The following is a 23,930-nucleotide window of genomic DNA, read 5'->3' on the forward strand; positions in this document are numbered from 1 at the left end:
CAAAACAATGAACGATCAATATGTAAAGTACGCGGGCATCTTGACTCCTGTTTCTTGCAATCCTTAATCTCTCTTCCCTATCCATCTAGCAAAAACACAAACAATTCCTTAGGCCCGTGTGCGCCTAAAACCAGCGTTTTTTCAATGTCGGCTGTGCGGCTGGGGCCTGTAACGTTGCTGATCATTGACGGTAGGTTGTTGCCGTATTTTTCTTTTATCAACTTAAAGCCATCCTTAAGATCAAGCACCAATTGCGATGTGTAGGCTAATACAATGTGCACCGGCGGATAAATACTTAACCGGCGACCGGCCATATTGGCGTTTGAAAGTAAAATGCTCCCATTGCGCGCAATTAATGCTTCGCAAAGTGTAAAACCGACATCTGCGTGCTCAAAATCTTTATCGGTTTCGTAAAAGGGATATTCAAAGCGGGTTAATACTTCCTGCAGTGCAGGCTCCCAGCAATAGATTTTGTGCCATTTGCGCTCTTCGGCAAGTTCGAGTAAATTTTCAATAAAATTGACCTCGTCCTCACAAAAAACAAACTGGCCCGATATAGAAGTAAACTGCTCGGCAAACAACACCTCGTTTAGCTCGTCAGACGGCGGGTAATGCGGCAAATCCTCCAGATTTGGATAAGGGTTATCCCTTTTCTCCAAAAGCGCCTTACGGATCTTTTTTAGCAGTTTTTCTTTCGGTGTTGTTATGTCCCTCATTTTTAAGCAGAAAGCGAAAAGACTAAAGCAGGAAGCCGATTTGCTTTTGTCTTTAGATGTAGAATTTAAAATTAATTATTACAAGCTTAAAACAAAAAGTCCAAAGCTAAAAGATATTTTTCTTTTCTGCTTTGGACTTTAAGCTTTCTGCTTTGCGCTTATTCTTTAGAATTTGCTTCTTTTTCTTCAGGATTTCTTTCAAAAGTACCTGAATGGTCTGCAACGCCTTCGGGTATTAAAGCTTTAGCAGCAGGTGTTTGGTCAGCTTCCGGGCCGTTTACAAATTCATCATAAGTAGTACGGTTATCAAAAGGACGCTTGCCCAGGATCTCTTCCAGGTCTGATTGGAAAAGGATCTCTTTTTCTAAAAGCTTATCAGCCAATTTGATCAGGCCTTCTCTTTTATCAAGCAACAGCTTTTTGGTCATTTCATAAACCTCGGCAATCTGGTTGCGTACTTCCACGTCAATCAACTCAGAAGTTTTTTCAGAGTATGGCTTATTAAACTGGTACTCGCCCTGGGTATCGTTAAATGATACATTGCCCACCTTATCATTCATACCATAAATGGTAACCATGGCATAAGCAAGCTTGGTAATCCGTTCAAGGTCATTTTGTGCACCGGTAGAGATCTTTCCGAAGGTAATATCTTCAGCAACACGACCACCCAGCGTCATACACATCCCGTCAATTAATTGTTCGGTAGTGTATAAAAACTGTTCTTTTGGCAGGTATTGGGCATAGCCCAAAGCGGCAACACCACGCGGAACAATTGAAACCTTAACCAGCGGGTCGGCATGTTCCAAAAACCAACCGGCAATTGCATGCCCGGCTTCGTGGTAGGCAACAATGCGTTTTTCTTCCGGAGATATGATCTTGTTCTTTTTCTCCAAACCACCAATAACACGGTCAATAGCATCCTGGAAATCCTGCATGTCAACTGCCTCTTTATTTTTACGGGCAGCTATCAAAGCGGCTTCGTTACATACGTTGGCAATTTCGGCGCCTGCAAAACCAGGAGTTTGTGCCGATAGTTTTTTAGCATCAACACCTTCGGCCAGTTTAACCGGTTTTAAGTGGACTTTAAAGATCTGTTCGCGGCCGATCAAATCAGGTTTATCGATAGATACCTGTCGGTCAAAACGACCTGGACGTAATAATGCCGAATCCAGTACATCCGGGCGGTTGGTTGCAGCAAGGATAATGATCCCTGAATCGGTACCGAAACCATCCATTTCAACCAGCAACTGGTTCAGGGTGTTTTCGCGCTCATCATTACCGCCAACAATATTGTTTTTACCACGGGCACGGCCAATGGCATCAATCTCATCAATAAATATGATACATGGGGCTTTGTCTTTTGCCTGGCGGAACAGGTCACGTACACGTGATGCACCCACACCAACAAACATTTCAACAAAGTCTGATCCTGACAGGGAGAAGAAGGGCACCTGCGCTTCGCCGGCAACGGCTTTGGCCAGCAAGGTTTTACCCGTACCCGGCGCACCTATCAACAAGGCGCCTTTTGGTATTTTACCCCCAAGATTGGTGTATTTTTTAGGATTTTTAAGGAAATCCACAATTTCCATTACTTCCTGCTTGGCCTCTTCCAAACCGGCAACATCATTAAATGTTACCGAAACCTGGGCTTCTTTATCAAACAGGGTAGCCTTTGATTTGCCAATGTTAAAGATCTGCCCGCCCGGGCCGCCACCTGCGCCACCGCTCATGCGGCGCATAATAAATAACCATACCGCTACCAGCAACACGGCCATTATTATACATTGTACAAACCAGTTTGATAAAAGGCTTTCATGGCCAGGTTCAATGCTCACGGCAATTTTCTGATCTTCAGTAAAGCCAAAATCCTTTTCGGCATTGTTTATTGATTGCTTTATCCCTTCATAGGTAGCATCAGAAAATGTGTACTGAGGCCCCTCGGCACTACCCATGCTTAACGGGCGCGTATCTTTTTTGGCATCAGCATATTCCTGCTTGTTTAAGCTTTCTTTTTTAATGTAAACTTCGGCTACAAACAAATCGCCGCTACGGTAGGCCACAACTTTTTCTACGTCGTGCTGCTTAAGCATTTCACCAAACTTTTGAAAAGTTATGGGATTTGAAGTAGTAGTATTTAATAACGTAGCTACAACCAGCAATACCACAACAATAATGGCATAAAACCACATAATGTTTGGTTTTGGTGGTTTGGGAGTGATTTTTTTATTCGGTATTTTCCGGATCGGTTTTGGATTTTCCAATTTATTATCTTTCATTTCTTTACAAGCTCAAACTTACAATCTTTTAATTTAATAATTTACGGTATGATGATGACGCGTATTTAAACGCAATTGTTGCGGATGCTTAGGCGCTTTTATACATTTTAATTTCAGCATCGCCCCAAAGATCTTCCATTCCATAAAATTCACGTTTATCGGTCCTGAAAACGTGTACTACAACATCTATATAATCCAGCAGTATCCATTCGCCATACTCCAGCCCTTCTTTTCTGTAAGGGTCCTGCTGAGTGGCTTTATAAATCTCATCTTCAATGCTATTTGCTATGGCTTTTACCTGGGTGGTTGAATCGGCATGGCATATCACAAAATAATCAGCCACCGAACTAAATATATTACGAAGGTCTAACCTGATAATATCATTTCCTTTTTTTTCCTGGATGCCGTGTATGGCTAACTCAGAAATATAAGCAGATTCACTTAACGCTTTGTTTTTTACCATCAAAAAGAATTAGTTTTGAACGATTTCGTATCTAAAAATATTATACTTTGCAAAATAACATATTTTCGGGGTTATTTGTTGGACAAAATTTTATAACAATTAAACAAGTTGATTCAACAAATAACTTTCTTAAAGATTTAGCGTCAAATTCCAAGCCATTGATTGAAGGAACAGTCATTATGGCAGAAAACCAGTATGCAGGCAGAGGGCAGCAACAAAACGGCTGGCATGCCGAACCCGGTAAAAATTTAACATTCAGTATTTTATTAAAACCAACCTTTTTACCCGTTACTGATCAGTTTGACCTTGTTCGCGCTGTGAGTCTGGGTGTTTTTGATGCTTTGGCGCCCCTGCTCGGCGATAAATTAAAGATAAAATGGCCTAACGACATTTATTACGCCGACCAAAAACTGGGCGGGATGCTAATTGAAAATATGATACAGGGCGGACAAATAAAAAACGCCATTGTTGGCATTGGCCTAAATATAAACCAGGAAACGTTCCCTAACCACCTGCCAAATGCTATATCATTAAAGCAAATCTTACATCAGGATTATGATTTAAATGGTTTATTATCCGAAATTTGCAGGCATATTGAGGCATATTATCTGAATTTAAAAGCCGGTAAAATTTCTTTTGTAAGGAATACTTATTTAAAACGACTATACTGGTTAAACGAAAAGAAAAGTTTCAGATCAAAAGAAGGCATGTTTGACGGTATTATTAACAACGTAAAAGATAATGGAATGCTGGTTGTTAAAAATAATAAGAACGAAGAATTAGAGTTTAGCCTGAAGGAAATTACATTTGTTCAATAGTTCACTGGTTCATTGGGCCTGTATAAGAGACCTGAATGGTGCACGGCGTTAACCGCCATACATCAATGAACTAATGAACAATTGAGCTAATGAACAAAATAAGGAACTAATAAACAAAACTATAAAATGAAGAAAGTACTATTGGCAGCAGTTGCCCTGGTTTTAAGCCTGGGTGCGAAAGCCCAGATCGAATCGCATGTAAAATGGTCATACGCGGCCAAAAAAATAAGCGCTACCGAAGCAGTGATGTTTTTAAAGGCTACTATTGATGATAAATGGCATATTTATGGATTAGATGTGAAAGATGGCGGCCCTATCAAAACGTCGTTCACTTTTGCTCCCTCAAAAGAATATAGTTTAGTTGGCAAGCCCATACAACCAACTCCAATCAAAAAATATGAGTCCACGTTTAAAATGGACGTTACCTATTTTGAAAAATCAGTAGTGTTTCAGCAAAAAATTAAGCTGAAATCTGCCAATGCAACAGCCGTTAAGGGCCAGTTGGAATACATGACCTGTAACGATCAAAAATGCCTTCCTCCTGAAGATATTGATTTCTCTATTCCATTAGGTAAATAATTTACGGCAACAGAAATGAAATCATTCAAAAGCCGTTCTGCAAAAACCGGGTTGTTTTTACTGTTTACAGTTGTTGCTTTTTTTATTGCAGGCTTAAACCCGGTTAAGGCCCTTCAAAATAAAAAAGCCGACACAGCTGTATCCACCGGCGACGTTCAGTTTACTGACATTCCTACAGCGGCGGATAGCCTGGCGGCGGCCAAAAAGAAACAACAACAAGTTGCAAATGCGCAGCCTGTTTCAAAAACCCCAACCAAAAGTAGTAAAGAAACACCCAGAACATTGTGGCAGATCTTTCTTGCCGGTTTTTTGGGCGGCTTTGCGGCCTTCCTGTTGCCTTGCGTTTATCCAATGCTGCCGCTTACCGTTAGCTTTTTTACCAAAAGGGGCGGCACAAGGGCTAATGCCATATTCCAATCGCTTCTATATGGCCTGTCAATTATATTTATTTATGTAGTTTTTGGCTTAATTATTACCATTGCCTTTGGGCCGGCGGCTTTAAACGGATTGGCTACTAACGGCATATTTAACTTTTTCTTTTTTTTATTGCTGATTGTTTTCGGGGTCTCGTTTCTTGGAGCATTTGAAATTACCCTGCCCAGCTCTTTCGCAAATAAGCTCGACGAAAATTCAGACAAAGGCGGGCTGGTTGGGATCTTTTTTATGGCGGCAACGCTGGTTGTAGTTTCTTTTTCCTGCACGGGGCCTGCTATTGGTTTGGTGCTGGTAGATGCAGTTACCAAAGGCGAAAGGCTTGCCCCCGCAGTTGTTATGCTTGGCTTTTCGCTGGCTATAGCATTGCCGTTCACTTTGTTTGCCATGTTCCCTTCTGCGTTAAAAAGCCTGCCAAAATCAGGCGGATGGCTTAACAGCGTTAAAGTGATACTGGGCTTTATTGAAATAGGTTTTGCATTAAAGTTTTTATCAAATGTTGACCTGGCCTATCACTGGAACTGGTTCGACAGGGAAATATTTTTATCGTTATGGATTGGCATCGGCATTTTAATGGTATTGTACCTTATCGGTAAGATCAAATTCTCGCATGATAGCGATCTGCCTTACATGTCAGTACCACGAACCTTTATAACGCTTATTATATTGGCATTTGTGGTTTACATGATCCCTGGCCTATGGGGCGCGCCGTTAAAATCAATCAGCGCATTTTTGCCGCCGCTAAGTACCCAGGATTTTGATTTATCACAGGGTGTTGGCGCTGCCGCCCCTTCTGCCGTTAATAGTTCATCTATAAAAACAAAAAAATACGAAGATCTTTTTAAACGCCTGCCAAAGGTTAAAGGGATAGATGACTGGTATGATTATGACCAGGCTGTTGAGGTTGCAAAGCAATTGCACAGACCTATTATGATAGATTTTACGGGCTGGAATTGCGTAAACTGCCGTAAAATGGAATCAACAGTATTGCCTAATCCGGAAGTTTTAAAACGATTGCAGGACGATTTTGTGGTACTGCAATTGGTTATTGATGATAAAACTGGGCTTCCGGTGGCCGAGCAAACAAAATCAGCCTATAACGGTAAAACCATAAGCACCTTAGGCGGCAAATGGCTCGACCTGGAGATCACAAAATACAATTCAAACGCACAGCCTTATTATGTTTTGATAAATGAAAAAGGCGAAGCGCTTGTAACGCCGCAAGGCTCAAGCAGTACGGCTGATTTTATAAAATATTTAGACAACGGAATAGCAGCCTATAAAAACAGTAAATAAAAGAATCAGGGACAGGAATCAGGATAGAAGAAATGTGATAAAATCCAATCAGTCACATAATTTCTATCTTGATTCCTGCCTCTTATCTCTTGCCTCTTTTCTGCTCTCTTTTACAAAAACACTCGGCTCTCCCGAAAAAATAGTGTAAATTCGCGGAACTTTTAAAAGAGTAGCGGTTTTTTATCGTTATATCTTGATAAAAGCATTAATTCAGATACTTTTTTCAGTGCGAAGCAGCGCCAATCATAAAATGACGCAAATAAAAAACATAGGACTTTTTACATCGGGCGGCGATTCGCCGGGAATGAATGCTGCCATAAGGGCGGTAGTGCGGTCAGCCATTTATTATGGTATTGAAGTAACGGGCATTCGCCGTGGCTACGAAGGGATGATAAAGGGAGATTTGTTCCCAATGGACCGGAAATCCGTTTCAAACATTATCCAACGTGGCGGTACCATATTAAAAACAGCGCGCAGTGAGCAATTCAGGACCCCCGAAGGCCGTAAGGAAGCTTATGAGCAATTGAAAAAGCATAACGTTGATGCCCTGGTTGCCATAGGCGGCGACGGAACCTTTAGAGGCGCAAAGGCTTTTAGCGAAGAGTTTGACATCCCTGTTATTGGCTTGCCCGGAACTATTGATAATGACCTTTGCGGCACTGATTTTACCATTGGATATGATACGGCAATTAATACCGTAGTTGATGCGGTTGATAAGATAAGGGATACGGCAGAATCGCACGACAGACTGTTTATTGTTGAGGTAATGGGCCGCGACTCGGGTTTGATAGCCTTGCGTACAGGTATTGCTGCAGGCGCCGAAACTATTTTGATCCCCGAAAGCCCAACCGATATTAACGCAGTATTTGATAAGCTTGAAAAAGGCCGTAAAGACAAATCATCAAAAATAATTATGCTTGCCGAAAACGGCGAAGCGGGTGATGCTTTTGAAGTGGGCAGGCAGATAAAAGAAAAATTTCCTAATTATGACACCCGCGTTTCGGTATTGGGTCACATTCAGCGTGGCGGCAGGCCTTCATGTATGGACCGGGTGCTGGCAAGCCGTGTTGGTGTTGCAGCAGTAGAAGCTTTAATGGCCGGTCACCGTAACGAAATGATAGGATTGATCCATAACGATATTGCTTATACCCCGTTTGAGCATGCAACCAAACATATTGCAGAGATTAACCCCGACTTTTTAAAGATAGTGGAGATACTGGCGATATAGCGTAGAACACCAACGCTTTGCGAATAAGATGACAAATTATGCCACCTTTGGCTGCCAGAAAACAGTAACCTTTTGAATGTCAACCTTTTTACGTGCTTGCGCAAGGTCGTAGTTTTCCTGGGCGTGAAGCCAAAACTCTGGTGTTGTATTAAATGCCTTACTTAAACGCAAAGCCATTTCGGGGCTTATGCCTTGTTTTCCATTAATAATTGCCGACAGTGTTTTGCGGGTTGTGCCTAATCCGGCTGCTACCTGCTCAACGGTTAATTTCTGCCCGGTTTCTTCTTTTAAACCATCCAGCGTTTCGCGGATCAATTCACCAGGGTGGGCGGGGTCAAACATCATCTGCATTTTTCTAATCCTCCTTTAATGATAATCTAAATAATCTACTTCGTGAACATCTTCGGCAATGAATTGAAATATGATCCGATAGTTCTTATCAATTTTAACAGCCCAAAAACCTTTAAGTTCGCCACTTAATTGATGTAAGCCATATCCTGGTATATTCATATCACTAATAGCTTTGGCTGATTGTAAACGGGTTAAGATCAACCTTATTTTACTAATATGCTGAGGTTGAAGCTTAGAAGCATCTCCTTTTTCAAAATAAAGTCTTAATCCTTTATGCCGAATGCTTAAAATCATTATACAAATGTAACGCGAAACGTGTCGGGTGTCAAATTTATTTTTAAATCCTTAATAAGTATAATGATTTGGGATTTCAAACACCACAATAACATAGTATTTTGGTATTTGGCAGTCTATACGGAGTAACACAGACCTTTTATTATTTAAGATAGCTTTGCTAAGTTCTCCATAGCTAAATCATCACGGTGCCTGGTATTTACCTGGTAAATGATCCATAAAGGTTTTATCAACTATTAAACGGATCACCTCGTCAATTTCATTGCCAACGGTTAGCAGGTGTTCAATAATTTCTTTATTATCGGGATTAAAGAAATTCCTTCTGTCCATAATGGCAATTAATCCCAGCATGCTTGCTACAGGGCGGCGCAGCTCGTGCGATGTTAATGATGCAATATGGCGCAGGCGTTCATTTTGATCAATAATAGCTTTTTCGGATTTAAGCCTTTGGGTAATATTACGGGCAAAACAACCAATCCCGGTAATTTCGCCTTTTTCATTATAAATGGGGTTAAAGTTTATTTCGAACGAGAGCAGCTCTTTTGTATCAGGATCAATACTTTCATTTACTACCGTGTATATTTCTCCGGAAAGCGCACGGCTGTAATAGCTGTTCCAGGTTTTAATGATCTGTTCATCGTAGCCGGCATGCAGGTACGAATAATCGCCCTCTTTGGGCTCAATGCCGGTTAAGTGCGCAATTTTGTTGCGGTAGGCCTGGTTCATATAAACATAGCGGGTTTCTTTATCAACCGACCAGATCTGATCTTCCGTATTGTTGATCAGTGCTTCAAGGCTGCTTTTGGTCCACTCAAGCTCTTGCTCCTTAAGTTTCGCCTCTTCCTGGTACCGGATTTTCTCGCTTACATCGGTGGCAACCACAATCCGGCAGGCAGCAGCTTTAAAGGTTATATCGTGACTTGAAATTTCGGCATAAATAAGGTTGCCGCTTTTGCTTTTATGCTTCCAAATACCCGCATGAACTATTCCCTTTAAATCAAGCGTGTTTTCAGCCAGGTAACTATCAAGCGCATTGAGTTCGGAAGGGTCACGTAAATCGCGGAGCGTAAGCGTCAAAAATTCAGCTTCGGCGTAACCGTAGCTCTCAGTAGCCGCTTTATTTACCTTTAGTATCAGCAATGACGATATTTCATAAACCCACATAGGGTTAGGGTTGTCATCAAAAAAGAACCCAAGTCCGTTAAGAGGCAGATCCGGCATATGTTAAATTAAGTGCTTGGGTCATAACTGTAAAATTAACGATTGTTTTTAATAAAATGCGTTTCCTGCATAGCAGGCCATAAACTTTGCACTCATTTATTTTGCGATAGTACTCATATCCGTTGATTTTTTAAAGAAAATTTTGAGAAAAGTCCGAAAGTCGGGAAAGGCCGGAAGGCCGAAAGCAAGGTTGGATCAATATAAAAATCAAAAGATAGATTGCGAAACGGTAAATTATTAGAAGGCTTACTATTGAATGATCTGGTTTAAATATTATTGCCCCCTAACCGAATTTTGGGCATTTTAAGTTAATACACGGTGCCGTAAGCCACTAATCTTTCGGCCTTCCGGCCTTTCCCGACTTTCGGCCTTAAAAAATCATTTCCAATTAATAAATAAAATACCTACCTTTGCATCCCCGCAGAAAGAACTCCGGGGACAATGTTGAATACATAAAATAAAAAAATGGCAACTAAAATCAGATTGCAAAGACACGGTAAAAAAGGAAAACCTTTTTATTATATCGTAGTAGCCGATGCGCGCGCGCCGCGTGACGGACGTTTTATTGAGCGTTTAGGCTCATACAACCCAAACACTAACCCTGCAACTATCGACATTAACTTCGATAAAACCCTTGATTGGGTTAACAGTGGTGCACAGCCAACAGATACTTGTCGTGCAATCCTGTCGTACAAAGGCGTTTTATACAAAAAACACTTACAGGGCGGTCTTAAAAAAGGTGCTTTAACCGAAGAACAGGTTGAAACAAAATTCCAGGAATGGCTTGATACCAAAGACGGAAAGATCACCGGTAAAAAAACCAACTTAGTATCTGCGAAAGACGAAGCACGTAAAGCTGCTTTGGCTGCCGAGGCTAAAAAGAAGGAAGCAAAAGCTGCTGCAATTGTTGCTAAAAACACACCTGCGGTTGAAGAAGTTGAAGCTCCTGCGGTTGAAGAAGAAGTATCTGAAACTCCTGAGGCTGCTGCTGACGAAACTCCAGCTGCTGAATAATTCCTGTAACAGACACAAGAAGCAAGACTATAAGAGTCAGGAAAGTCTTCTAAATAATATAATGGCGAAGATCCTAACAGGATTTTCGCCATTGTTATTTTAACCTTGTCGCTATAAGCGAAGAAACCAAACATTGTACCATGACAACCGAAGATTGTTTCAGAATAGGCAGCACGATAAAAACCAAGGGATTGAAGGGCGAGCTGCATATTTATACCGATTTTGACGGCATTGAGGCCATAAAGTTCAATTCGCTGTTTATTGAAATAGCCGGTAAGCTAGTGCCATATTTTGTAAGCTCGATAAAATACCTACAGAAAAATGCGGCGTATTTAATTTTGGAGGATGTGGACACCATTGAAAAAGCAGCGCATCTTGCAAAGAAGGACCTTTACCTGCCCAATAAATTAAAGCCAAAAAAGGCGGAAGCCGAATTTACGCTGTTCGACCTGGTTGGCTTTACCGCCATTGACGACTACGAGGGCGAGCTCGGTAAGATCACCAATGTGCAGGAGTACCCTCAGCAGATCCTTGCAACCCTTACCTACAAAAACTGTGAAGTGCTTTTCCCGCTAAATGAAGAAGTAATTAAAGGCATTGATGTGGTTAAAGAAATTGTAAGGGTTGATTTGCCGGATGGCTTGCTGGATATTTATTTGGATTAAGGTTTGGGCACATACACATTAAATTAAAAAAGAACTCATGGAAAATTTCGATCAGGAAATTAAGCAAATACAATTAAACAACCCAAGTGAAATAAATGGGGAGTTAAATAACTACTTCTCTATTATTACCAGGGCCGACGGAAGATATAAGGTTATTTGGGGGAAACCCATTTCAACCCATATTCGTCATAAAGTTGAAGCATTGGTAAAAAAGCATTTTGTCCCGCCTGCATTATAGTTAATTTTATTTGACATTCTGTAAAGTTTATTTTACATTTGGTAAACCAAGCTTTACAAACATGAAATCTCGTTTTCTATTTCCCTATTGGTGCCATTACCTGGGCTGGGGATTGGCAATTGCACATGTTCCGATATCTATTATAGGCAGAATGAATGGAATGTTCAATATCCTTGATGATCAGTCCCGTAATTTGAGTCTGTTTACCGGCGAACACCTGTTTTTTATGTGCACCGCATTGCTAATGACCCTTGGGTTATTTTTAGTTGCTTTTGCCAAAGAAAAAATCGAGGATGAACAGATCTGGCAAATTCGTCTTGATTCCCTGCGCTGGTCTATCTATATCAATTACCTCATCCTGATCATTAGCCTGGTTTTTATTAATGATACCGGGCATATTTTAGAATTGAATTTATGGGTTCCGCTTATATTTTTTATCGTTCGTTTCCGGTGGGTTATTTTCAGGCTTAACCAATCATTAAGCCGGGAGGTATAATTATGAAAAATAATATTCGTGTAGAGCGCGCCATTAAAAATATAAGCCAGGGAGACCTGGCCGGACAGGTTGGCGTATCCCGCCAAACCATTAATTCTATTGAAAGTAATAAATATGTACCTTCAACGGTGCTGGCATTAAAAATTTCAAGAGTGTTTGGTAAAGCGCTTGAGGAGGTTTTTATGCTGGAAGAGGGGGATTGAAGGGAGAATCAAGAAATCAGGAGTCAGGAATCAAGAGAAAAAACAGATGAAAACCAAAACAACCTTTACACCTCAGCTGGTTATTCCAAATGGGGTAACTGACATCAGCTTTTATACCAAAGCTTTTAATGCCATTGAATTATGGTGCCTTAATAATGATGATGGGTCTATACATGTGGCCGGCCTTACAATTGACGGTGCACTGTTTCACCTGCATGAACAAACACAGCATTCCAATGCTTTTAGTCCTGCTATGCATAACGGCACAACGGTAACCATTGGATTGATGGTTGAAGATGTGCACGCTGTGGTGGCACAAGCGGCGGCGGCTGGCGCCCGGGTCACATCGCCGGTGCAGGATTATGATTACGGTTACAGGCAGGGCAATGTTGTTGACCCTTTTGGTCATCACTGGATGATTGAAAAGATAATTAACCCGGATATATTAACAAAGCAAAACTATGGCAAATAACCCGGCAGATGATTTTGAAACCGCTATAAGGCCAACCTTATCGGTTAGTAATGGAGTGGCAGCAGTTGAGTTTTACAAAAAGGCCTTTAATGCAGCCGAACTGATGCGGGTTGAAGCCCCTGACGGTGCAATTGTGGCGGAGCTATCTATTAACGGCGCCCGCTTTTTCGTTGCCGACAAATCGTCAGATGATCTGATCACTGGCAGATCCGGCAATGTTCCTATCCGGATGGGGCTGATCGTAGCCAATCCCGATGCTTTTGCAGCAAGCGCCATAGCTGCCGGTGCTACGGAAGTTTATCCAGTTGCCGACCAGGATTATGGCTATCGGCTTGGACATATTATTGACCCTTACGGGCATCATTGGGAAATTTGCAGGCCTTTGTAAAAGATGCAAGAATCAAGAAGTCAAGAATCAAGATAAAACTTATTTTAACTATGTGTCTCTTAATTCCCAATCCCATCCTGAATCTTAGTTCCATTTTATTCTAACACCTCTTGACTTCTTGAATCTTGCCTTCTTGAATCTTGACTCTATTTCCTCTCTTAATTCTATTCCCCTATCTTTGCCCTATGCGTTTTGATATCATTTCCGTTTTGCCCAACCTGCTCGAGAGTCCTTTTGCACATTCTATATTACAGCGTGCACAAAAAAAAGGGATCGCTGAGATTGTTGTGCATAACCTGCGCGACTATTCAACCAGCAAGCAAAAAAGCGTTGATGATTATCCTTATGGCGGTGGCAGCGGCATGGTGATGACCATACCGCCATTTGCAGCCTGCATTGAAAAGCTAAAGGCCGAACGTGATTATGATGAGGTGATTTTTATGTCGCCCGATGGCGAGACGCTGAACCAGGCAATAGCCAACCAGCTATCCATCAAAAAAAATATTATTATACTTTGCGGGCATTATAAAGGCATTGACCAGCGGATCCGCGATATTTTTGTTACCCGTGAAATTTCCATAGGTGATTATGTTTTATCAGGCGGTGAGTTGCCGGCAGCTGTTTTGGTTGATGCGGTAGTAAGGTTGATTCCAGGTGTTTTATCTGATGAAACATCCGCCCTTTCTGATTCTTTCCAGGATGGCCTGCTTGATGCGCCTGTTTATACCCGACCGGCCGACTGGAACGGCCACCAGGTGCCTGACATCCTTTTGAGCGGCAATACCCCCGAAATAGAAAAATGGCGCTTTGAGCAGGCCGTGGAGCGGACGAGGGTGAGAAGGCCGGATCTGCTGGATGAATAGGTTAATTTAACCGTAGGGGCGTATCGCATACGCCCTATACAATTTCTACAGGTATAGGGCGTATGCGATGCGCCCCTACAGCGGGATTCCCTCTTCAACATAAAATCCCTAAATTAGATTGCAACCAAAACGCCATACCTGCATTATAGCGTTGCAACCATGAACCCCGAACAGGAAAAAGAACTGATACAGCAATGCCGCAACGACCCTGCCGCTTTTGGGCAGGTGTTTGATCTGTGGTATAAACCGGTTTTTGGGTATATTATGCGTCGTACGGCTGAATATGACCTGTCGAAGGATATTGCTGCCGAAACTTTTCTAAAAGCTTTTCTAAAAATAAACACATTTCAATGGCGGGGCATCAGCCTTTCGTCCTGGCTGTTTCGGATTGCCACTAACGAGCTTAACCAATATTACCGCAGCAGCAGGTATAAGCCGCAATCGTTACAGCAATTGCTGGAAAACCCTCAAATGGAAAAATTGCTACACCAGCAAGACGATGATGAGCGCGAAGCGATAGAAAAGGAATTGCAGGCTTTTAACGATTATAACCTGATCCGCACAAACCTGCTTAAGCTGGATATTAAATACCAGGAAGTAATAGCGCTGCGCTATTTTGAACAAAAAACAAACCGCGAAATAAGCGACATATTGGATAAAAATGAGGGGACTGTAAAATCCCTGCTATCACGCGGCCTGGAAAAATTAAGAAATATGCTTTAACACTGCAACCAAATACAGGCTTTGCATTATAAGGGTAATTAACATGAAAGATAAAGACGAATTTTTAAAGAAAATGGAAAACTTACAGTTACCGGAAATTGATCCGCGCGAACATCCCAAAATGGTAAAAATGGCCATTATGAATGCAGAGCGCTCGGCTGCGTTTGGGGTATGGCTTATTGTTGTGCCCTGCTATTTTTTATTGTGTGTGCTTATGTATTATGGGTTTCACATCAGGGCCGGGTGGTTTGGTTCCATGTTTGCGCTTATAATGGGCCTTGAGAAAACCCGGGGCATGGGCTTTTTGGCGCCGGTATTGTTTTTTCTCCTGCCCTTAATCTGCGTCATCATTAATATACTGGGCATAACACATATAAGCCATCAAAAGATTGATCCCGTACGAAGCAAGGTGCGCGAGTTCAACATCAGCCTGAGAATTAAACTTTGGAACATCGTGCTTATATTAATAAGCCTGGCCATATTATTTGCTTTTATAAGTTTTGTAATGACTGAATCAATATCCATTAAAAATTAATGCTATGAAATTAAACTGGTTTACACGTAAAGGAATTATTTATTGGCCGGCATCGGTAATTGGCTGGGTAATATTGGTTATAGCAGCAGCATTTGCAATATATACATTTATTGATATTGACAGCCGTTCACATTCAGTAAGCGATACCCTTACAAATTTTGTGTTCAACCTGTTGCTGATCGGGTTGGTTTATACCATTATTGCCTATTTTACGGAGGCGGGGAAGAAGGTTGATTGAGTTGGATTAGGTTGATTGAGTTTTTGTAATCCATCCTTGCTTTTTCTTTCGGACTTTACTGACTTTCGACTTTACCCGATCCAACCCTAATTTTGTTAACAAAATACAAAATGTGGAAATTTTTAATATCCTCTTTTATATTCAAAAAAATATCCCTATACTTGCAATCCGATTTTTACGGGCTAAAAATCGCTTTAAGAGCTAAAAATCATGGATTTAGTAAAATTTGTTGAAGAACAATCAGTAGTAGTAAGACAACTTCCAACCTTTAAGGCTGGTGATACAGTAAGTGTACATTATAAAATCAGAGAAGGAAATAAAGAACGTATCCAGGTTTACCAGGGCGTTGTTATTCAGCGCAACAGTACCGGCAATACCGAAACCTTTACCGTTCGTAAAGTATCAAACGGCATTGGCGTTGAGCGTATATTCCCTATCAACTCACCAAACATTGATAAAATTGAAGTAAACAGCCACGGTAAAGTACGTCGTGCTAAACTTTATTACTTACGTGCGCTTACAGGTAAAGCAGCCCGTATCAAGTCAAAAAGAGTTTAAGTTCCCTAACCCCTTAAAGGGTGAATGGATTGATATATTAAAAAGCCTTTCTGGATTTTCCGGAAGGGCTTTTTTGTAAATTTTATTTTTGCCTGTAAATTAAATAGCAATACTGTACCCAACTTTTACCTTATCCATTACTACGTGGGTATAAAAGTGTTTTACATTGGGGTTATCCATCAGCCATTTTTTTGTGAATTCCTCGTATTGCTGCATAGATAGCGTATTTACTATCATTATAAAATCATAAGTTCCTGTAACATAATAGCATTGCATTACTTCGCTTAGCTGCTGCATTGCCAATTTGAATTTTTCGATCATCTGCGAGCTGCCCCGTTCCAGGATCACATCAACAATACAGGTTACTTCAATTCCGCCGGCCTTTGGCGAAACGATGGAAACATCCGCTTCAATTATCTTCTCCTCCCTTAATCTTTTCAAGCGTCGTTGAACGGCAGATGGGCTGAGACCGACCATATCGGCTAGTTCCTCGGCGGTAAGCCTGTTGTTCTGTTGTACCAGGCGAAGGATATGTTTATCAAACTGATCTGTTTTCATGCAGATTTAACGCGTTTATAGGGTCAAAAACACCTTTAAAACCCACTTAGCGGATGTATTTGCGGGATTTCAACACGATAGTACAGGTAATTTTGGACATAAAGAAATTCAATCTAAAAACAAAAATGAAATCATTTTTTTCAGCAGAAGCGCCTAAAGCAATAGGCCCTTACTCGCAGGCCATTCAAACCGGTAACTTATTATATTGTTCAGGCCAAACACCGGTTGACCCGGTTACAATGAAGATCGAATCGCCGGATATAGAAGGTCAAACACAAAGAGCGCTTAAAAATCTTGAACTGGTTTTAATTGCCGCAGGTTTATCACTCTCAGATCTGGTAAAGGTAAATGTGTTTATTACCGACATGGAACATTTTCCGAAAATGAATGCGGTTTATGCCAAAATGCTGGGAGATCATCGCCCGGCACGATCTACCATAGCGGTAAAAGGGCTGCCCTACAACGCCCTGGTAGAGATTGAATGTATTGCAGAGCTTAAAATTGACGTAATTATTTAAACCATTTTTATGAAAACAGGTAACGAAAACCTATCCGGGGCTAACCAGCCTTTTACTGACGAAGAAATTCTCTCGTTCAGACAAGAAACCGAAGGCTGTTCAAATGTAATCCACCTCAACAACGCCGGGGCCGGCCTGATGCCCGACCCGGTAACCCAATCAATAATTGATCACATTAAACTAGAGGCTGCCATTGGTGGTTATGAGGCGTCGGCTCTTAAAGCCGAATCGATAAACGGGTTTTATACCCAGGCGGCAAAATTGATCAACTGCAAGCCTGTTAACATTGCTTTTACTGCGAGCGCTACAGATTCATATACACGTGCACTGTCGTCCATTCCGTTTAATAAAGGCGATGTGATCCTTACCTCTAATGATGATTTTATTTCGAACCAGATCCAGTTCCTCTCCTGCCAAAAAAGGTTTGGAGTTAGGATAGAAAGGGTTAAAAATGCACCGGAAGGGGGGATTGACCTTAATGATCTTGACCATAAGCTTAAAACGCTTAAGCCACGTTTGCTCTCGGTTACGCATATCCCAACCAACTCCGGCCTGGTTCAACCTGTTAAACAGATTGGGGAAATAGCATCAAATTACGATACCCTTTACCTGCTTGATGCCTGCCAGTCGATCGGGCAAATGAAGCTTGACCTGGAAGAGCTGAAATGCGATTTTTTAAGTGTAACCAGCAGAAAGTTTTTGAGAGGGCCGCGGGGATCGGGATTCTTGTATGTGTCAGACAAGGTGCTGGCCGATGGATTGGAGCCCCTGTTTATTGACATGCGTGGCGCCCAATGGATAGAGAAAGATATTTACAAGCAAGCAGATGATGCTAAACGGTTTGAGGACTGGGAGTTTGCATACGCGCTTGTATTGGGAAACCGCTATGCTATTGAATATTGCCTGAAGGTAGGTGAAGACAGGATTTGGCAGCGCGTTAAAACATTATCGGCCTATATGCGTCAAAAATTAGCTTTGATTGATAAAGTAAGGGTGTTAGACCGCGGACTGGAATTGGGCGGACTGGTTACATTTAATGTTGCCGGATCAGACCCGGTCTATTTAGCAGGGGAGCTGCTTAAACGAAAAATAAACGTGGTGCCCAGCTACAGGAACTTTGCTGTTATTGATTTTGACGAGAAAAATGTAAAGTGGGCCATCCGTGCTTCCCCGCATTATTACAACACTGTTGATGAGATAGATCAATTTATTGAAGCCGTAAAAGAAATAACTATAACATAGTAAATTTGATTTTCTGGCATGTAACTTATAAGGGAAATTAAAAACACCCCGGCCTTTCCTGATTTTCGGGAAAGGCTGTTTTGTGTTGCGTTTGGCTTGTTTTTATAAAACATATAGGACTGTTTTTGGTTAACAGATTACAGCAAATAGTATGATAGCACAAGAATCCGGTCAATTGAAAAAAAAAGAATCGCCAGCTGCATCTAATCAGCTTGCAGGGCAGCTTTTTGATAGTTTACCAATTGCAATTTATACGTGCGATAAACAAGGTTTTATTACTTCATTTAACCAGGTTGCCGTAAAGCTATGGGGCCGTACACCCGAAATTGGCAAGGACCTCTGGTGTGGGTCATGGAAAATATTTCAGCTTAATGGCGAACCGCTGAACCTGGATAGCTGCCCTATGGCGCGCACCTTAAAAGAAGGCGTTGCCGTTGAAGGTGAAGAGATAATTATACAACGGCCCGACGGAGCCAGGCTTAACGTGCTGCCATACCCGGTACCAACCTTTAATGATGCGGGCGAATTGATTGGCGCAGTAAATACGCTGATAGACGTAACCGAACAAAGAAACAGCGAGGGCAAACAAGCCATGCTTGCCACCATCATCGAATCGTCAGAAGATGCGATAGTAAGTAAAACGCTTAACGGGATAATAACCACCTGGAATAACTCGGCAGAGCGGATGTTTGGCTACAGTGAGCAGGAGGTTATAGGAAAACATATTACGCTTATAATTCCAAATAACCGCAGGAAGGAAGAAGAAGAAATAATTGAGAAAATAAGGCAGGGCAAAAAGGTGGAACATTATGAAACATACCGGTTAACCAAGGCCGGGACGGAGATCCCGCTTTCGCTAACCATATCACCTATCCTGAACACAAAAGGGCAGGTTATAGGGGCCTCAAAAATTGCGCGTGATATAACCAGGCAAAAAATTGCCGAAGAAAATCTGCAGCGCTATGCTAACAACCTTGAAACACTGAATATTGTTGGCAAAATGATTTCGGAGCGATTGGCTGTACATGACATTTTACAACAGGTTACCGATGTTACCACACAGGTTACCGGTGCTGCTTTCGGAGCTTTCTTCTATAATAAGTTTGATGAACACGGTGAATCGTACATGCTGTATACCTTATCGGGAGCACCCAGGGAAGCTTTTGAAAAATTTGGGATGCCCCGCAATACCGCTGTTTTTAGCCCTACTTTTAATGGTGAGGGTACAGTAAGGGTTGATGATATAACAAAGGACCCGCGTTACGGCAAAAACAGCCCGTATTTTGGGATGCCCAAAGGGCATTTACCGGTGGTAAGCTACCTGGCTGTGCCCGTAATTTCAAAAGCAGGGCCGGTAATAGGCGGCTTATTTTATGGGCACCCCGAAGCCGGGAAGTTTACCAGCCATCATGAGGTTATTATTGAAAGCGTGGCAACCCAGGCAGCTATTGCGTTAGAAAACGCAAAGCTATACGAAGAGATTAAAAAGCTTAATGATAAAAAGGATGAGTTTATAGGCCTTGCCAGCCATGAGTTAAAAACCCCGGTAACCAGCCTGAGCGGCTATTTGCAGATCATAAACCGGCGCCTGGCCGTTGACGATGTAAATAAAAGTTTTATTGAAAAAGCCCTGGCGCAGATAAATAAACTATCGGACCTGATTTCAGACCTGCTGGATGTATCAAAAATTGAAACCGGGCAGCTCCCCTTTTCTTTCACCGGGTTCGACCTGTTGCAACTGTTGCACGAAGCTACCGAGATAATGCAGTATTCAACCAAAACACACAGGCTGGTATTAACTTCGGAGCTTGATAAAATAATGGTTACGGCGGATAAGCAAAGAATTGAACAGGTGATCATCAACCTGTTGTCGAACGCTGTCAAATACTCACCGGGGGCTGACCTTGTTAACATCTCCGTATCAATGGCTGAAAATAAAGCGGTTGTTGCAGTGCAGGATTTTGGGCTTGGGATAAGTAAGGAGCAGCAGGAACGGATCTTTACGAGGTTTTACCGCGTTGAAGACATGGCTAATCATATCTCAGGCCTTGGAATTGGCTTATTCATCAGCAAAGAGATCATCAGCAGGCATAAAGGGAGGCTGTGGATAGAGAGCGGAAAGGGCAAAGGTTCCACTTTCTTTTTCGAGATCCCGGTAGAACAGGATTTAACTTAAAAGTCCAAAACCTATTTAAATTTCTTCTGGATCCCGAAGTATTCATCGTTCAGGACTCCCTCGCCGTCAAAATCAATCAGGCCATTAAAGGTAGCATGGTCATTGCTGATCTTTACCTGCACTTTTAATATGTTTTTGTCGGGTTTTAACTGTGTCATCGTAAGGGAATCTCCTTTTATGTTCCATGTTCCCGATGGCCGCCTAACCAGGCTGTCCTTCTTGTTCCTGTATTCCGAATAATAAGTGCCATCCTCCATAAAATGCGTGCGGATTGGTTTAATGCCAAGCCTGGCTTCCCAATTGGTACTATCGGCTTCCATGGTTGCAGCAGGTTTGTTTTTGTTATGGATGATGATTTTTACATACACATTCCGCCATTCGCCAATAAGCCGGCTGGTTAAGCTGTCCTGAACCGGCTTCCTGATTTTTGATATCGACGTAAATGCAATAAAACAAATTACTAACCCGGTAATGAGGTACAATATATTTTTCATGGCTGAATAGTTAAGTGTAACCTAAATATCGTAAAATTTTTAAACTATTAAGCGCCAATATTTATTGCTGTAAATATTGGCGCTTAATAACGGATTTATACCCAGCAGGTCCCTTGCGGGTTTAAGCTAATCCATGAATTTGAAACAGGTGTTACTCTCTGCTAATAAAGCAATTTACCTCAGCCCCTTCCCTTCCAGGTATTTTATTAAAGCGGGTGGGTTATCTGTTTGCAAACCCTTTAAGCCTATGGCAATTGCCTTATCCCAAACCGCTGGCCCTTCCATCGGACCTTGGGCATCGGGCCAAACAGGTAGATTAACCGAGGCCGCAAACGCAAGCATATCGCTTGTGTAGGTATTATAATTTCCGTCGAGCACATCCGGGTGATATGCATCAATAAACTTTTTCATGGCTCCGGCATCCTTAACACTATCGGGTGTGCTCAGCATCAACGGCATGGTTGGGTCGGTTTTACGCCAGTCGGTAATCTGCGAAGCCTTATTGATATAAACCAGCACCTGTTTTTCCATATGGTATTGTTTTAATAAGTTAAGGGTTGCCGTTGCATCAGCGTCCTTAAAATCTATATAGATATAAATTTTATCCTTGCATAGCTCCAGGATATGCTCAAAAGTGGGAATACGGTAAGTAGCCGTATCTGGCTTGCTTTTAACCCTTATTTTAAGCTCCTTTACCTGCTGCAGGGTAAGGTCTTTGATCAACCCTTTGTTATCCGTCATCCGGTTTATGCTGGCATCATGAAGGCTGATGAGCTTTCCATCGCTGGTGGTTCGAAGGTCTATTTCAATATAGTCGGCGCCGTCTTTAATGGTTGCGGTATAGCCTTCCAGCGTGTTTTCAGGATAAACAGTATGATCGCCCCGGTGAGCAACAACAATATATTTATGCCTTGCTTTTGGTACAGGGTTGGATTGGCAATCAGCTTTAATTACCAGGAATAACAGGGCTAAAACTATGGTTATTAATTTCATGATTTATTTTAGTGTGATGTAGGTTATCCCTTCTTTATCGCTGTTAAACTTTGAGTTGATGAGAGTAGAGTCAGCCCCCCTGTAAAGTTCCTGCCAGCGGAAGGCGTCAAGTGTAACAATTACTATATTTTGAGTTTTGGTGTTTTGTGCGTTTAGCTGCAGAAACATACCAATTGCGATTATAAGCAGGCTTAATTTTTTCATAGAAGTATATAAAAAGTTTGTAAACAAAGAAGCCACCCGGTTTTGGCGGATGGCTTCCTGTAAAAGTGCAATTATTTTATCAACCACATTGATTGGTAAATATCGTCAGAACCACCGTATTGGCTTGTTACTGCTGCATTATAATTTTTCGAATTTGCAGATCTTTCATTTACAGGGTACTGGTATCTTAAAGGTATCTTACCATTTACGGTGTTACCAGGGCCAATATCAAACGCTGGCACACCGGTACGGCGCCACTGATAGTACGCCTCCAAACCTGAGTTACGGGCAAAAGCAAGATATTTTTGTATTAATATTTGGTTTAAACCAGCAGCATTATTTCCGGCATATTTAACGACCGACTGATTATAATATCCATTATAACTAAAGTGCACTGTATAGGTAATATCATCATATAAAATTCCAAAATAACTTTTCTGGAAAGTAATGGAATTGGCGCCGTCTTTAACACCATAGAAACCTAGATCGGCATTGATACCGTTTTTATACCATGCTTCAGCATCGCCTGCTGCCCAGCCACGGTTTAAACCTTCAGCAATATTGAAGCACATTTCAGGATAACTTATGATGAACGTATTTTCGCCGGTTAGGGTTTCATAATAACGATGGCGGCCTATCAATGAAATTTTTTGCTGCTGTATTAATTGAGCCATAGCACTCAATGCCTGGCCTGACGCACCACCAACAAATGAGCTATAAGAAGTATCGGCAAAACCCAAACCGCGGGCAGGTTCAGCAACTTCCAGCGCACGCAAATCGTTCAGCGAAGCCAGGGTGTTCAGGTAAGTTGCAGCCATGTTATCGCGTGTTGCATCATTACCATAGTTCCTGGGGCTATTTGGATAGATAGAGAACACGCCGTCGTAAACATGCTGCAAGTTGTCACCCATCGATGACATCAGAGGATATTTAGAAGGATTTGACAATATTGCGGAAAACTGCGAAGCAACATTCAAATCAGCATCGGTGCTAACCTTTTTGCTTAAAGCAATTAGTACCCTTAACCTGAATGCGTTAACTGCTTTTTGCCATTTTGTTAAGTCGCCTGCGAAGTAGATGTCGTAAGTAGCAGGAATCGAGTAAGTACCGCTGGTTAATGCATTAACTGAATTCATATCCCCAAAATCAGTGTTTGCTGATTCAAGCAATGCCAAAGCGTTTATGAATATTTGTTTCTGCTTATCATATGCAGGCGTTGGGTTTTTTAAACCTTGCAATGCCTCGGTCATCGGCACATCGCCAACCTTAAGGCTCATGCTTACAAAATAATAGGCCCTGAAAAATTTAGCCAAGGCCTGGTATGGTTTTGAAAGGGTAGCACTTAGTTTGCCCGCTTCAGTTTCCATCGCAACAACATTATTCAATGTAGTGTAATTAAAACCCGCGCTGCCTGTCCAATATTGGTTGCTACCGTAATAGGTATAGTTAATTGCTGTGAACTGGCTCGCTTTTTCTTCGTCGCCAAACGGGGCTACAAACATATCCTGTTCTATATTCGGTAATAATAAGCTTGGTGAAATACCCGTTATTGGCAGGTTTTTGTTCACAACATCCGCATCGAATTCCTTTTTACAACCCGATACTGCTACCAGGAATGCTAAGGAAGCTATGGTTAATTTTAATGTTTTCATTTTAATGTTTTTTTAGTCGTTAAAAA

The 23,930-nt window shown here is 41.8% G+C and carries 30 protein-coding genes; 19 read left to right on the forward strand and 11 right to left on the reverse strand.

All coding sequences use genetic code 11. The annotated features are described in order from the left end of the window. Window positions 1-77: 77 nt before the first annotated feature. From BUE31_RS26350 to rsfS, 3 genes are all read right to left on the reverse strand, one after another. Window positions 78-716, reverse strand: a complete 639-nt coding sequence (locus tag BUE31_RS26350; protein ID WP_073406862.1) for a LutC/YkgG family protein — start codon at window positions 714-716, stop codon at window positions 78-80. Between the two features lie 158 nt (window positions 717-874). Continuing rightward, window positions 875-2,992, reverse strand: a complete 2,118-nt coding sequence (gene ftsH / locus BUE31_RS26355; protein WP_073406863.1) for an ATP-dependent zinc metalloprotease FtsH — start codon at window positions 2,990-2,992, stop codon at window positions 875-877. 88 nt (window positions 2,993-3,080) lie between these two features. After that, window positions 3,081-3,455, reverse strand: coding sequence for a ribosome silencing factor (gene rsfS / locus BUE31_RS26360; protein ID WP_073406864.1), 375 nt, complete (start codon window positions 3,453-3,455; stop codon window positions 3,081-3,083). Window positions 3,456-3,502: 47 nt separating this feature from the next. Here rsfS and BUE31_RS26365 point away from each other — a divergent pair, with 47 nt between their 5' ends. The 4 genes from BUE31_RS26365 to pfkA all read left to right on the forward strand — a co-directional run bounded on the left by BUE31_RS26365 (window position 3,503) and on the right by pfkA (window position 7,808). Continuing rightward, window positions 3,503-4,273, forward strand: coding sequence for a biotin--[acetyl-CoA-carboxylase] ligase (locus BUE31_RS26365; RefSeq protein ID WP_073406865.1), 771 nt, complete (start codon window positions 3,503-3,505; stop codon window positions 4,271-4,273). 126 nt (window positions 4,274-4,399) lie between these two features. After that, window positions 4,400-4,852, forward strand: coding sequence for a protein-disulfide reductase DsbD domain-containing protein (locus BUE31_RS26370; RefSeq protein WP_073406866.1), 453 nt, complete (start codon window positions 4,400-4,402; stop codon window positions 4,850-4,852). Between the two features lie 15 nt (window positions 4,853-4,867). Further along, a complete protein-coding gene (locus BUE31_RS26375; protein ID WP_083620359.1) occupies window positions 4,868-6,580 on the forward strand; it encodes a protein-disulfide reductase DsbD family protein in 1,713 nt (570 codons plus the stop codon). 250 nt (window positions 6,581-6,830) lie between these two features. Beyond that, window positions 6,831-7,808, forward strand: coding sequence for a 6-phosphofructokinase (gene pfkA / locus BUE31_RS26380; RefSeq protein ID WP_073407050.1), 978 nt, complete (start codon window positions 6,831-6,833; stop codon window positions 7,806-7,808). Between the two features lie 36 nt (window positions 7,809-7,844). On the opposite strand, the gene BUE31_RS26385 is transcribed toward pfkA, so the two are convergent. The 3 genes from BUE31_RS26385 to BUE31_RS26395 all read right to left on the reverse strand — a co-directional run bounded on the left by BUE31_RS26385 (window position 7,845) and on the right by BUE31_RS26395 (window position 9,674). Next, entirely contained in the window at window positions 7,845-8,153 is a 309-nt protein-coding gene (locus BUE31_RS26385; protein WP_200801991.1) for a HigA family addiction module antitoxin, read from the reverse strand. Between the two features lie 21 nt (window positions 8,154-8,174). Then, the gene (locus BUE31_RS26390) at window positions 8,175-8,453 is read right to left on the reverse strand and encodes a type II toxin-antitoxin system RelE/ParE family toxin (RefSeq protein WP_073406868.1); all 279 of its coding nucleotides are present in this window, start codon (window positions 8,451-8,453) and stop codon (window positions 8,175-8,177) included. Between the two features lie 183 nt (window positions 8,454-8,636). Beyond that, window positions 8,637-9,674, reverse strand: a complete 1,038-nt coding sequence (locus tag BUE31_RS26395; RefSeq protein ID WP_073406869.1) for a PAS domain-containing protein — start codon at window positions 9,672-9,674, stop codon at window positions 8,637-8,639. A gap of 465 nt (window positions 9,675-10,139) precedes the next feature. Here BUE31_RS26395 and BUE31_RS26400 point away from each other — a divergent pair, with 465 nt between their 5' ends. The 12 genes from BUE31_RS26400 (at window position 10,140) to rplS (ending at window position 16,067) form a co-directional block, all read left to right on the forward strand. Further along, a complete protein-coding gene (locus BUE31_RS26400; RefSeq protein ID WP_073406870.1) occupies window positions 10,140-10,688 on the forward strand; it encodes a 30S ribosomal protein S16 in 549 nt (182 codons plus the stop codon). Between the two features lie 140 nt (window positions 10,689-10,828). Continuing rightward, a complete protein-coding gene (gene rimM / locus BUE31_RS26405; RefSeq protein WP_073406871.1) occupies window positions 10,829-11,353 on the forward strand; it encodes a ribosome maturation factor RimM in 525 nt (174 codons plus the stop codon). A 37-nt stretch (window positions 11,354-11,390) separates the two neighbouring features. Next, complete coding sequence (locus tag BUE31_RS26410) at window positions 11,391-11,591, forward strand: hypothetical protein (RefSeq protein ID WP_073406872.1); 201 nt, start codon at window positions 11,391-11,393, stop codon at window positions 11,589-11,591. Between the two features lie 61 nt (window positions 11,592-11,652). Beyond that, window positions 11,653-12,087: a hypothetical protein gene (locus tag BUE31_RS26415; protein ID WP_143167269.1), complete on the forward strand. Its 435-nt coding sequence runs from the start codon at window positions 11,653-11,655 to the stop codon at window positions 12,085-12,087. 2 nt (window positions 12,088-12,089) lie between these two features. Continuing rightward, entirely contained in the window at window positions 12,090-12,290 is a 201-nt protein-coding gene (locus tag BUE31_RS26420) for a helix-turn-helix transcriptional regulator (RefSeq protein ID WP_073406874.1), read from the forward strand. A 46-nt stretch (window positions 12,291-12,336) separates the two neighbouring features. Further along, a complete protein-coding gene (locus BUE31_RS26425; RefSeq protein ID WP_073406875.1) occupies window positions 12,337-12,762 on the forward strand; it encodes a VOC family protein in 426 nt (141 codons plus the stop codon). Beyond that, window positions 12,752-13,150 (forward strand): VOC family protein, encoded by a 399-nt coding sequence (locus BUE31_RS26430; RefSeq protein ID WP_073406876.1) that lies wholly within the window; start codon window positions 12,752-12,754, stop codon window positions 13,148-13,150. Before BUE31_RS26425 ends, BUE31_RS26430 begins: the two co-directional genes overlap by 11 nt. Before the next feature lie 185 nt (window positions 13,151-13,335). Beyond that, a complete protein-coding gene (trmD, locus tag BUE31_RS26435) occupies window positions 13,336-14,013 on the forward strand; it encodes a tRNA (guanosine(37)-N1)-methyltransferase TrmD (protein ID WP_073406877.1) in 678 nt (225 codons plus the stop codon). 159 nt (window positions 14,014-14,172) lie between these two features. Continuing rightward, window positions 14,173-14,736 carry an RNA polymerase sigma factor gene (locus tag BUE31_RS26440; RefSeq protein ID WP_073406878.1) on the forward strand — a complete coding sequence of 188 codons (564 nt, stop codon included), beginning with the start codon at window positions 14,173-14,175 and terminating at the stop codon, window positions 14,734-14,736. 43 nt (window positions 14,737-14,779) lie between these two features. Beyond that, window positions 14,780-15,271, forward strand: coding sequence for a hypothetical protein (locus BUE31_RS26445; RefSeq protein ID WP_073406879.1), 492 nt, complete (start codon window positions 14,780-14,782; stop codon window positions 15,269-15,271). A 4-nt stretch (window positions 15,272-15,275) separates the two neighbouring features. After that, on the forward strand, window positions 15,276-15,509 hold the full coding sequence (locus tag BUE31_RS26450) for a hypothetical protein (protein WP_073406880.1): 234 nt from the start codon (window positions 15,276-15,278) through the stop codon (window positions 15,507-15,509). 210 nt (window positions 15,510-15,719) lie between these two features. Beyond that, on the forward strand, window positions 15,720-16,067 hold the full coding sequence (gene rplS / locus BUE31_RS26455; RefSeq protein WP_073406881.1) for a 50S ribosomal protein L19: 348 nt from the start codon (window positions 15,720-15,722) through the stop codon (window positions 16,065-16,067). Window positions 16,068-16,166: 99 nt separating this feature from the next. On the opposite strand, the gene BUE31_RS26460 is transcribed toward rplS, so the two are convergent. Beyond that, the gene (locus tag BUE31_RS26460; RefSeq protein ID WP_073406882.1) at window positions 16,167-16,625 is read right to left on the reverse strand and encodes an Lrp/AsnC family transcriptional regulator; all 459 of its coding nucleotides are present in this window, start codon (window positions 16,623-16,625) and stop codon (window positions 16,167-16,169) included. A 125-nt stretch (window positions 16,626-16,750) separates the two neighbouring features. On the opposite strand from BUE31_RS26460, the gene BUE31_RS26465 reads away from it, so the two are divergent. From BUE31_RS26465 to BUE31_RS26475, 3 genes are all read left to right on the forward strand, one after another. After that, a complete protein-coding gene (locus tag BUE31_RS26465; protein WP_073407051.1) occupies window positions 16,751-17,143 on the forward strand; it encodes a RidA family protein in 393 nt (130 codons plus the stop codon). Between the two features lie 9 nt (window positions 17,144-17,152). Continuing rightward, window positions 17,153-18,385, forward strand: a complete 1,233-nt coding sequence (locus tag BUE31_RS26470) for an aminotransferase class V-fold PLP-dependent enzyme (RefSeq protein ID WP_073406883.1) — start codon at window positions 17,153-17,155, stop codon at window positions 18,383-18,385. 151 nt (window positions 18,386-18,536) lie between these two features. Then, entirely contained in the window at window positions 18,537-20,561 is a 2,025-nt protein-coding gene (locus BUE31_RS26475; protein WP_083620361.1) for a PAS domain S-box protein, read from the forward strand. 11 nt (window positions 20,562-20,572) lie between these two features. On the opposite strand, the gene BUE31_RS26480 is transcribed toward BUE31_RS26475, so the two are convergent. The 4 genes from BUE31_RS26480 to BUE31_RS26495 all read right to left on the reverse strand — a co-directional run bounded on the left by BUE31_RS26480 (window position 20,573) and on the right by BUE31_RS26495 (window position 23,904). Beyond that, window positions 20,573-21,055: a hypothetical protein gene (locus BUE31_RS26480; protein WP_073406884.1), complete on the reverse strand. Its 483-nt coding sequence runs from the start codon at window positions 21,053-21,055 to the stop codon at window positions 20,573-20,575. Window positions 21,056-21,229: 174 nt separating this feature from the next. Then, on the reverse strand, window positions 21,230-22,048 hold the full coding sequence (locus tag BUE31_RS26485) for a glycerophosphodiester phosphodiesterase family protein (protein ID WP_073406885.1): 819 nt from the start codon (window positions 22,046-22,048) through the stop codon (window positions 21,230-21,232). A gap of 3 nt (window positions 22,049-22,051) precedes the next feature. After that, on the reverse strand, window positions 22,052-22,252 hold the full coding sequence (locus BUE31_RS26490; RefSeq protein WP_143167270.1) for a hypothetical protein: 201 nt from the start codon (window positions 22,250-22,252) through the stop codon (window positions 22,052-22,054). Between the two features lie 71 nt (window positions 22,253-22,323). Continuing rightward, on the reverse strand, window positions 22,324-23,904 hold the full coding sequence (locus BUE31_RS26495) for a SusD/RagB family nutrient-binding outer membrane lipoprotein (RefSeq protein ID WP_073406887.1): 1,581 nt from the start codon (window positions 23,902-23,904) through the stop codon (window positions 22,324-22,326). Between the last annotated feature and the right edge of the window lie 26 nt (window positions 23,905-23,930).

It is taken from the genome of Mucilaginibacter sp. OK098 (genome assembly GCF_900142915.1).
Classification (GTDB): Bacteria; Bacteroidota; Bacteroidia; order Sphingobacteriales; family Sphingobacteriaceae; genus Mucilaginibacter.

Coding starts and splice junctions, on each gene's coding strand:
- BUE31_RS26495 (WP_073406887.1), bottom strand. CDS start 23,904: ATGAAAACATTAAAATTAACCATAGCTTCCTTAGCATTCCTGGTAGCA.
- rplS (WP_073406881.1), top strand. CDS start 15,720: ATGGATTTAGTAAAATTTGTTGAAGAACAATCAGTAGTAGTAAGACAA.
- BUE31_RS26395 (WP_073406869.1), bottom strand. CDS start 9,674: ATGCCGGATCTGCCTCTTAACGGACTTGGGTTCTTTTTTGATGACAAC.
- BUE31_RS26460 (WP_073406882.1), bottom strand. CDS start 16,625: ATGAAAACAGATCAGTTTGATAAACATATCCTTCGCCTGGTACAACAG.
- rimM (WP_073406871.1), top strand. CDS start 10,829: ATGACAACCGAAGATTGTTTCAGAATAGGCAGCACGATAAAAACCAAG.
- BUE31_RS26430 (WP_073406876.1), top strand. CDS start 12,752: ATGGCAAATAACCCGGCAGATGATTTTGAAACCGCTATAAGGCCAACC.
- BUE31_RS26350 (WP_073406862.1), bottom strand. CDS start 716: ATGAGGGACATAACAACACCGAAAGAAAAACTGCTAAAAAAGATCCGT.
- BUE31_RS26410 (WP_073406872.1), top strand. CDS start 11,391: ATGGAAAATTTCGATCAGGAAATTAAGCAAATACAATTAAACAACCCA.
- BUE31_RS26400 (WP_073406870.1), top strand. CDS start 10,140: ATGGCAACTAAAATCAGATTGCAAAGACACGGTAAAAAAGGAAAACCT.
- BUE31_RS26385 (WP_200801991.1), bottom strand. CDS start 8,153: ATGATGTTTGACCCCGCCCACCCTGGTGAATTGATCCGCGAAACGCTG.
- BUE31_RS26420 (WP_073406874.1), top strand. CDS start 12,090: ATGAAAAATAATATTCGTGTAGAGCGCGCCATTAAAAATATAAGCCAG.
- pfkA (WP_073407050.1), top strand. CDS start 6,831: ATGACGCAAATAAAAAACATAGGACTTTTTACATCGGGCGGCGATTCG.
- BUE31_RS26450 (WP_073406880.1), top strand. CDS start 15,276: ATGAAATTAAACTGGTTTACACGTAAAGGAATTATTTATTGGCCGGCA.
- BUE31_RS26490 (WP_143167270.1), bottom strand. CDS start 22,252: ATGAAAAAATTAAGCCTGCTTATAATCGCAATTGGTATGTTTCTGCAG.
- BUE31_RS26485 (WP_073406885.1), bottom strand. CDS start 22,048: ATGAAATTAATAACCATAGTTTTAGCCCTGTTATTCCTGGTAATTAAA.
- BUE31_RS26375 (WP_083620359.1), top strand. CDS start 4,868: ATGAAATCATTCAAAAGCCGTTCTGCAAAAACCGGGTTGTTTTTACTG.
- BUE31_RS26480 (WP_073406884.1), bottom strand. CDS start 21,055: ATGAAAAATATATTGTACCTCATTACCGGGTTAGTAATTTGTTTTATT.
- BUE31_RS26370 (WP_073406866.1), top strand. CDS start 4,400: ATGAAGAAAGTACTATTGGCAGCAGTTGCCCTGGTTTTAAGCCTGGGT.
- BUE31_RS26425 (WP_073406875.1), top strand. CDS start 12,337: ATGAAAACCAAAACAACCTTTACACCTCAGCTGGTTATTCCAAATGGG.
- BUE31_RS26445 (WP_073406879.1), top strand. CDS start 14,780: ATGAAAGATAAAGACGAATTTTTAAAGAAAATGGAAAACTTACAGTTA.
- ftsH (WP_073406863.1), bottom strand. CDS start 2,992: ATGAAAGATAATAAATTGGAAAATCCAAAACCGATCCGGAAAATACCG.
- rsfS (WP_073406864.1), bottom strand. CDS start 3,455: ATGGTAAAAAACAAAGCGTTAAGTGAATCTGCTTATATTTCTGAGTTA.
- BUE31_RS26475 (WP_083620361.1), top strand. CDS start 18,537: ATGATAGCACAAGAATCCGGTCAATTGAAAAAAAAAGAATCGCCAGCT.
- BUE31_RS26470 (WP_073406883.1), top strand. CDS start 17,153: ATGAAAACAGGTAACGAAAACCTATCCGGGGCTAACCAGCCTTTTACT.
- BUE31_RS26440 (WP_073406878.1), top strand. CDS start 14,173: ATGAACCCCGAACAGGAAAAAGAACTGATACAGCAATGCCGCAACGAC.
- BUE31_RS26390 (WP_073406868.1), bottom strand. CDS start 8,453: ATGATTTTAAGCATTCGGCATAAAGGATTAAGACTTTATTTTGAAAAA.
- BUE31_RS26415 (WP_143167269.1), top strand. CDS start 11,653: ATGAAATCTCGTTTTCTATTTCCCTATTGGTGCCATTACCTGGGCTGG.
- BUE31_RS26465 (WP_073407051.1), top strand. CDS start 16,751: ATGAAATCATTTTTTTCAGCAGAAGCGCCTAAAGCAATAGGCCCTTAC.
- trmD (WP_073406877.1), top strand. CDS start 13,336: ATGCGTTTTGATATCATTTCCGTTTTGCCCAACCTGCTCGAGAGTCCT.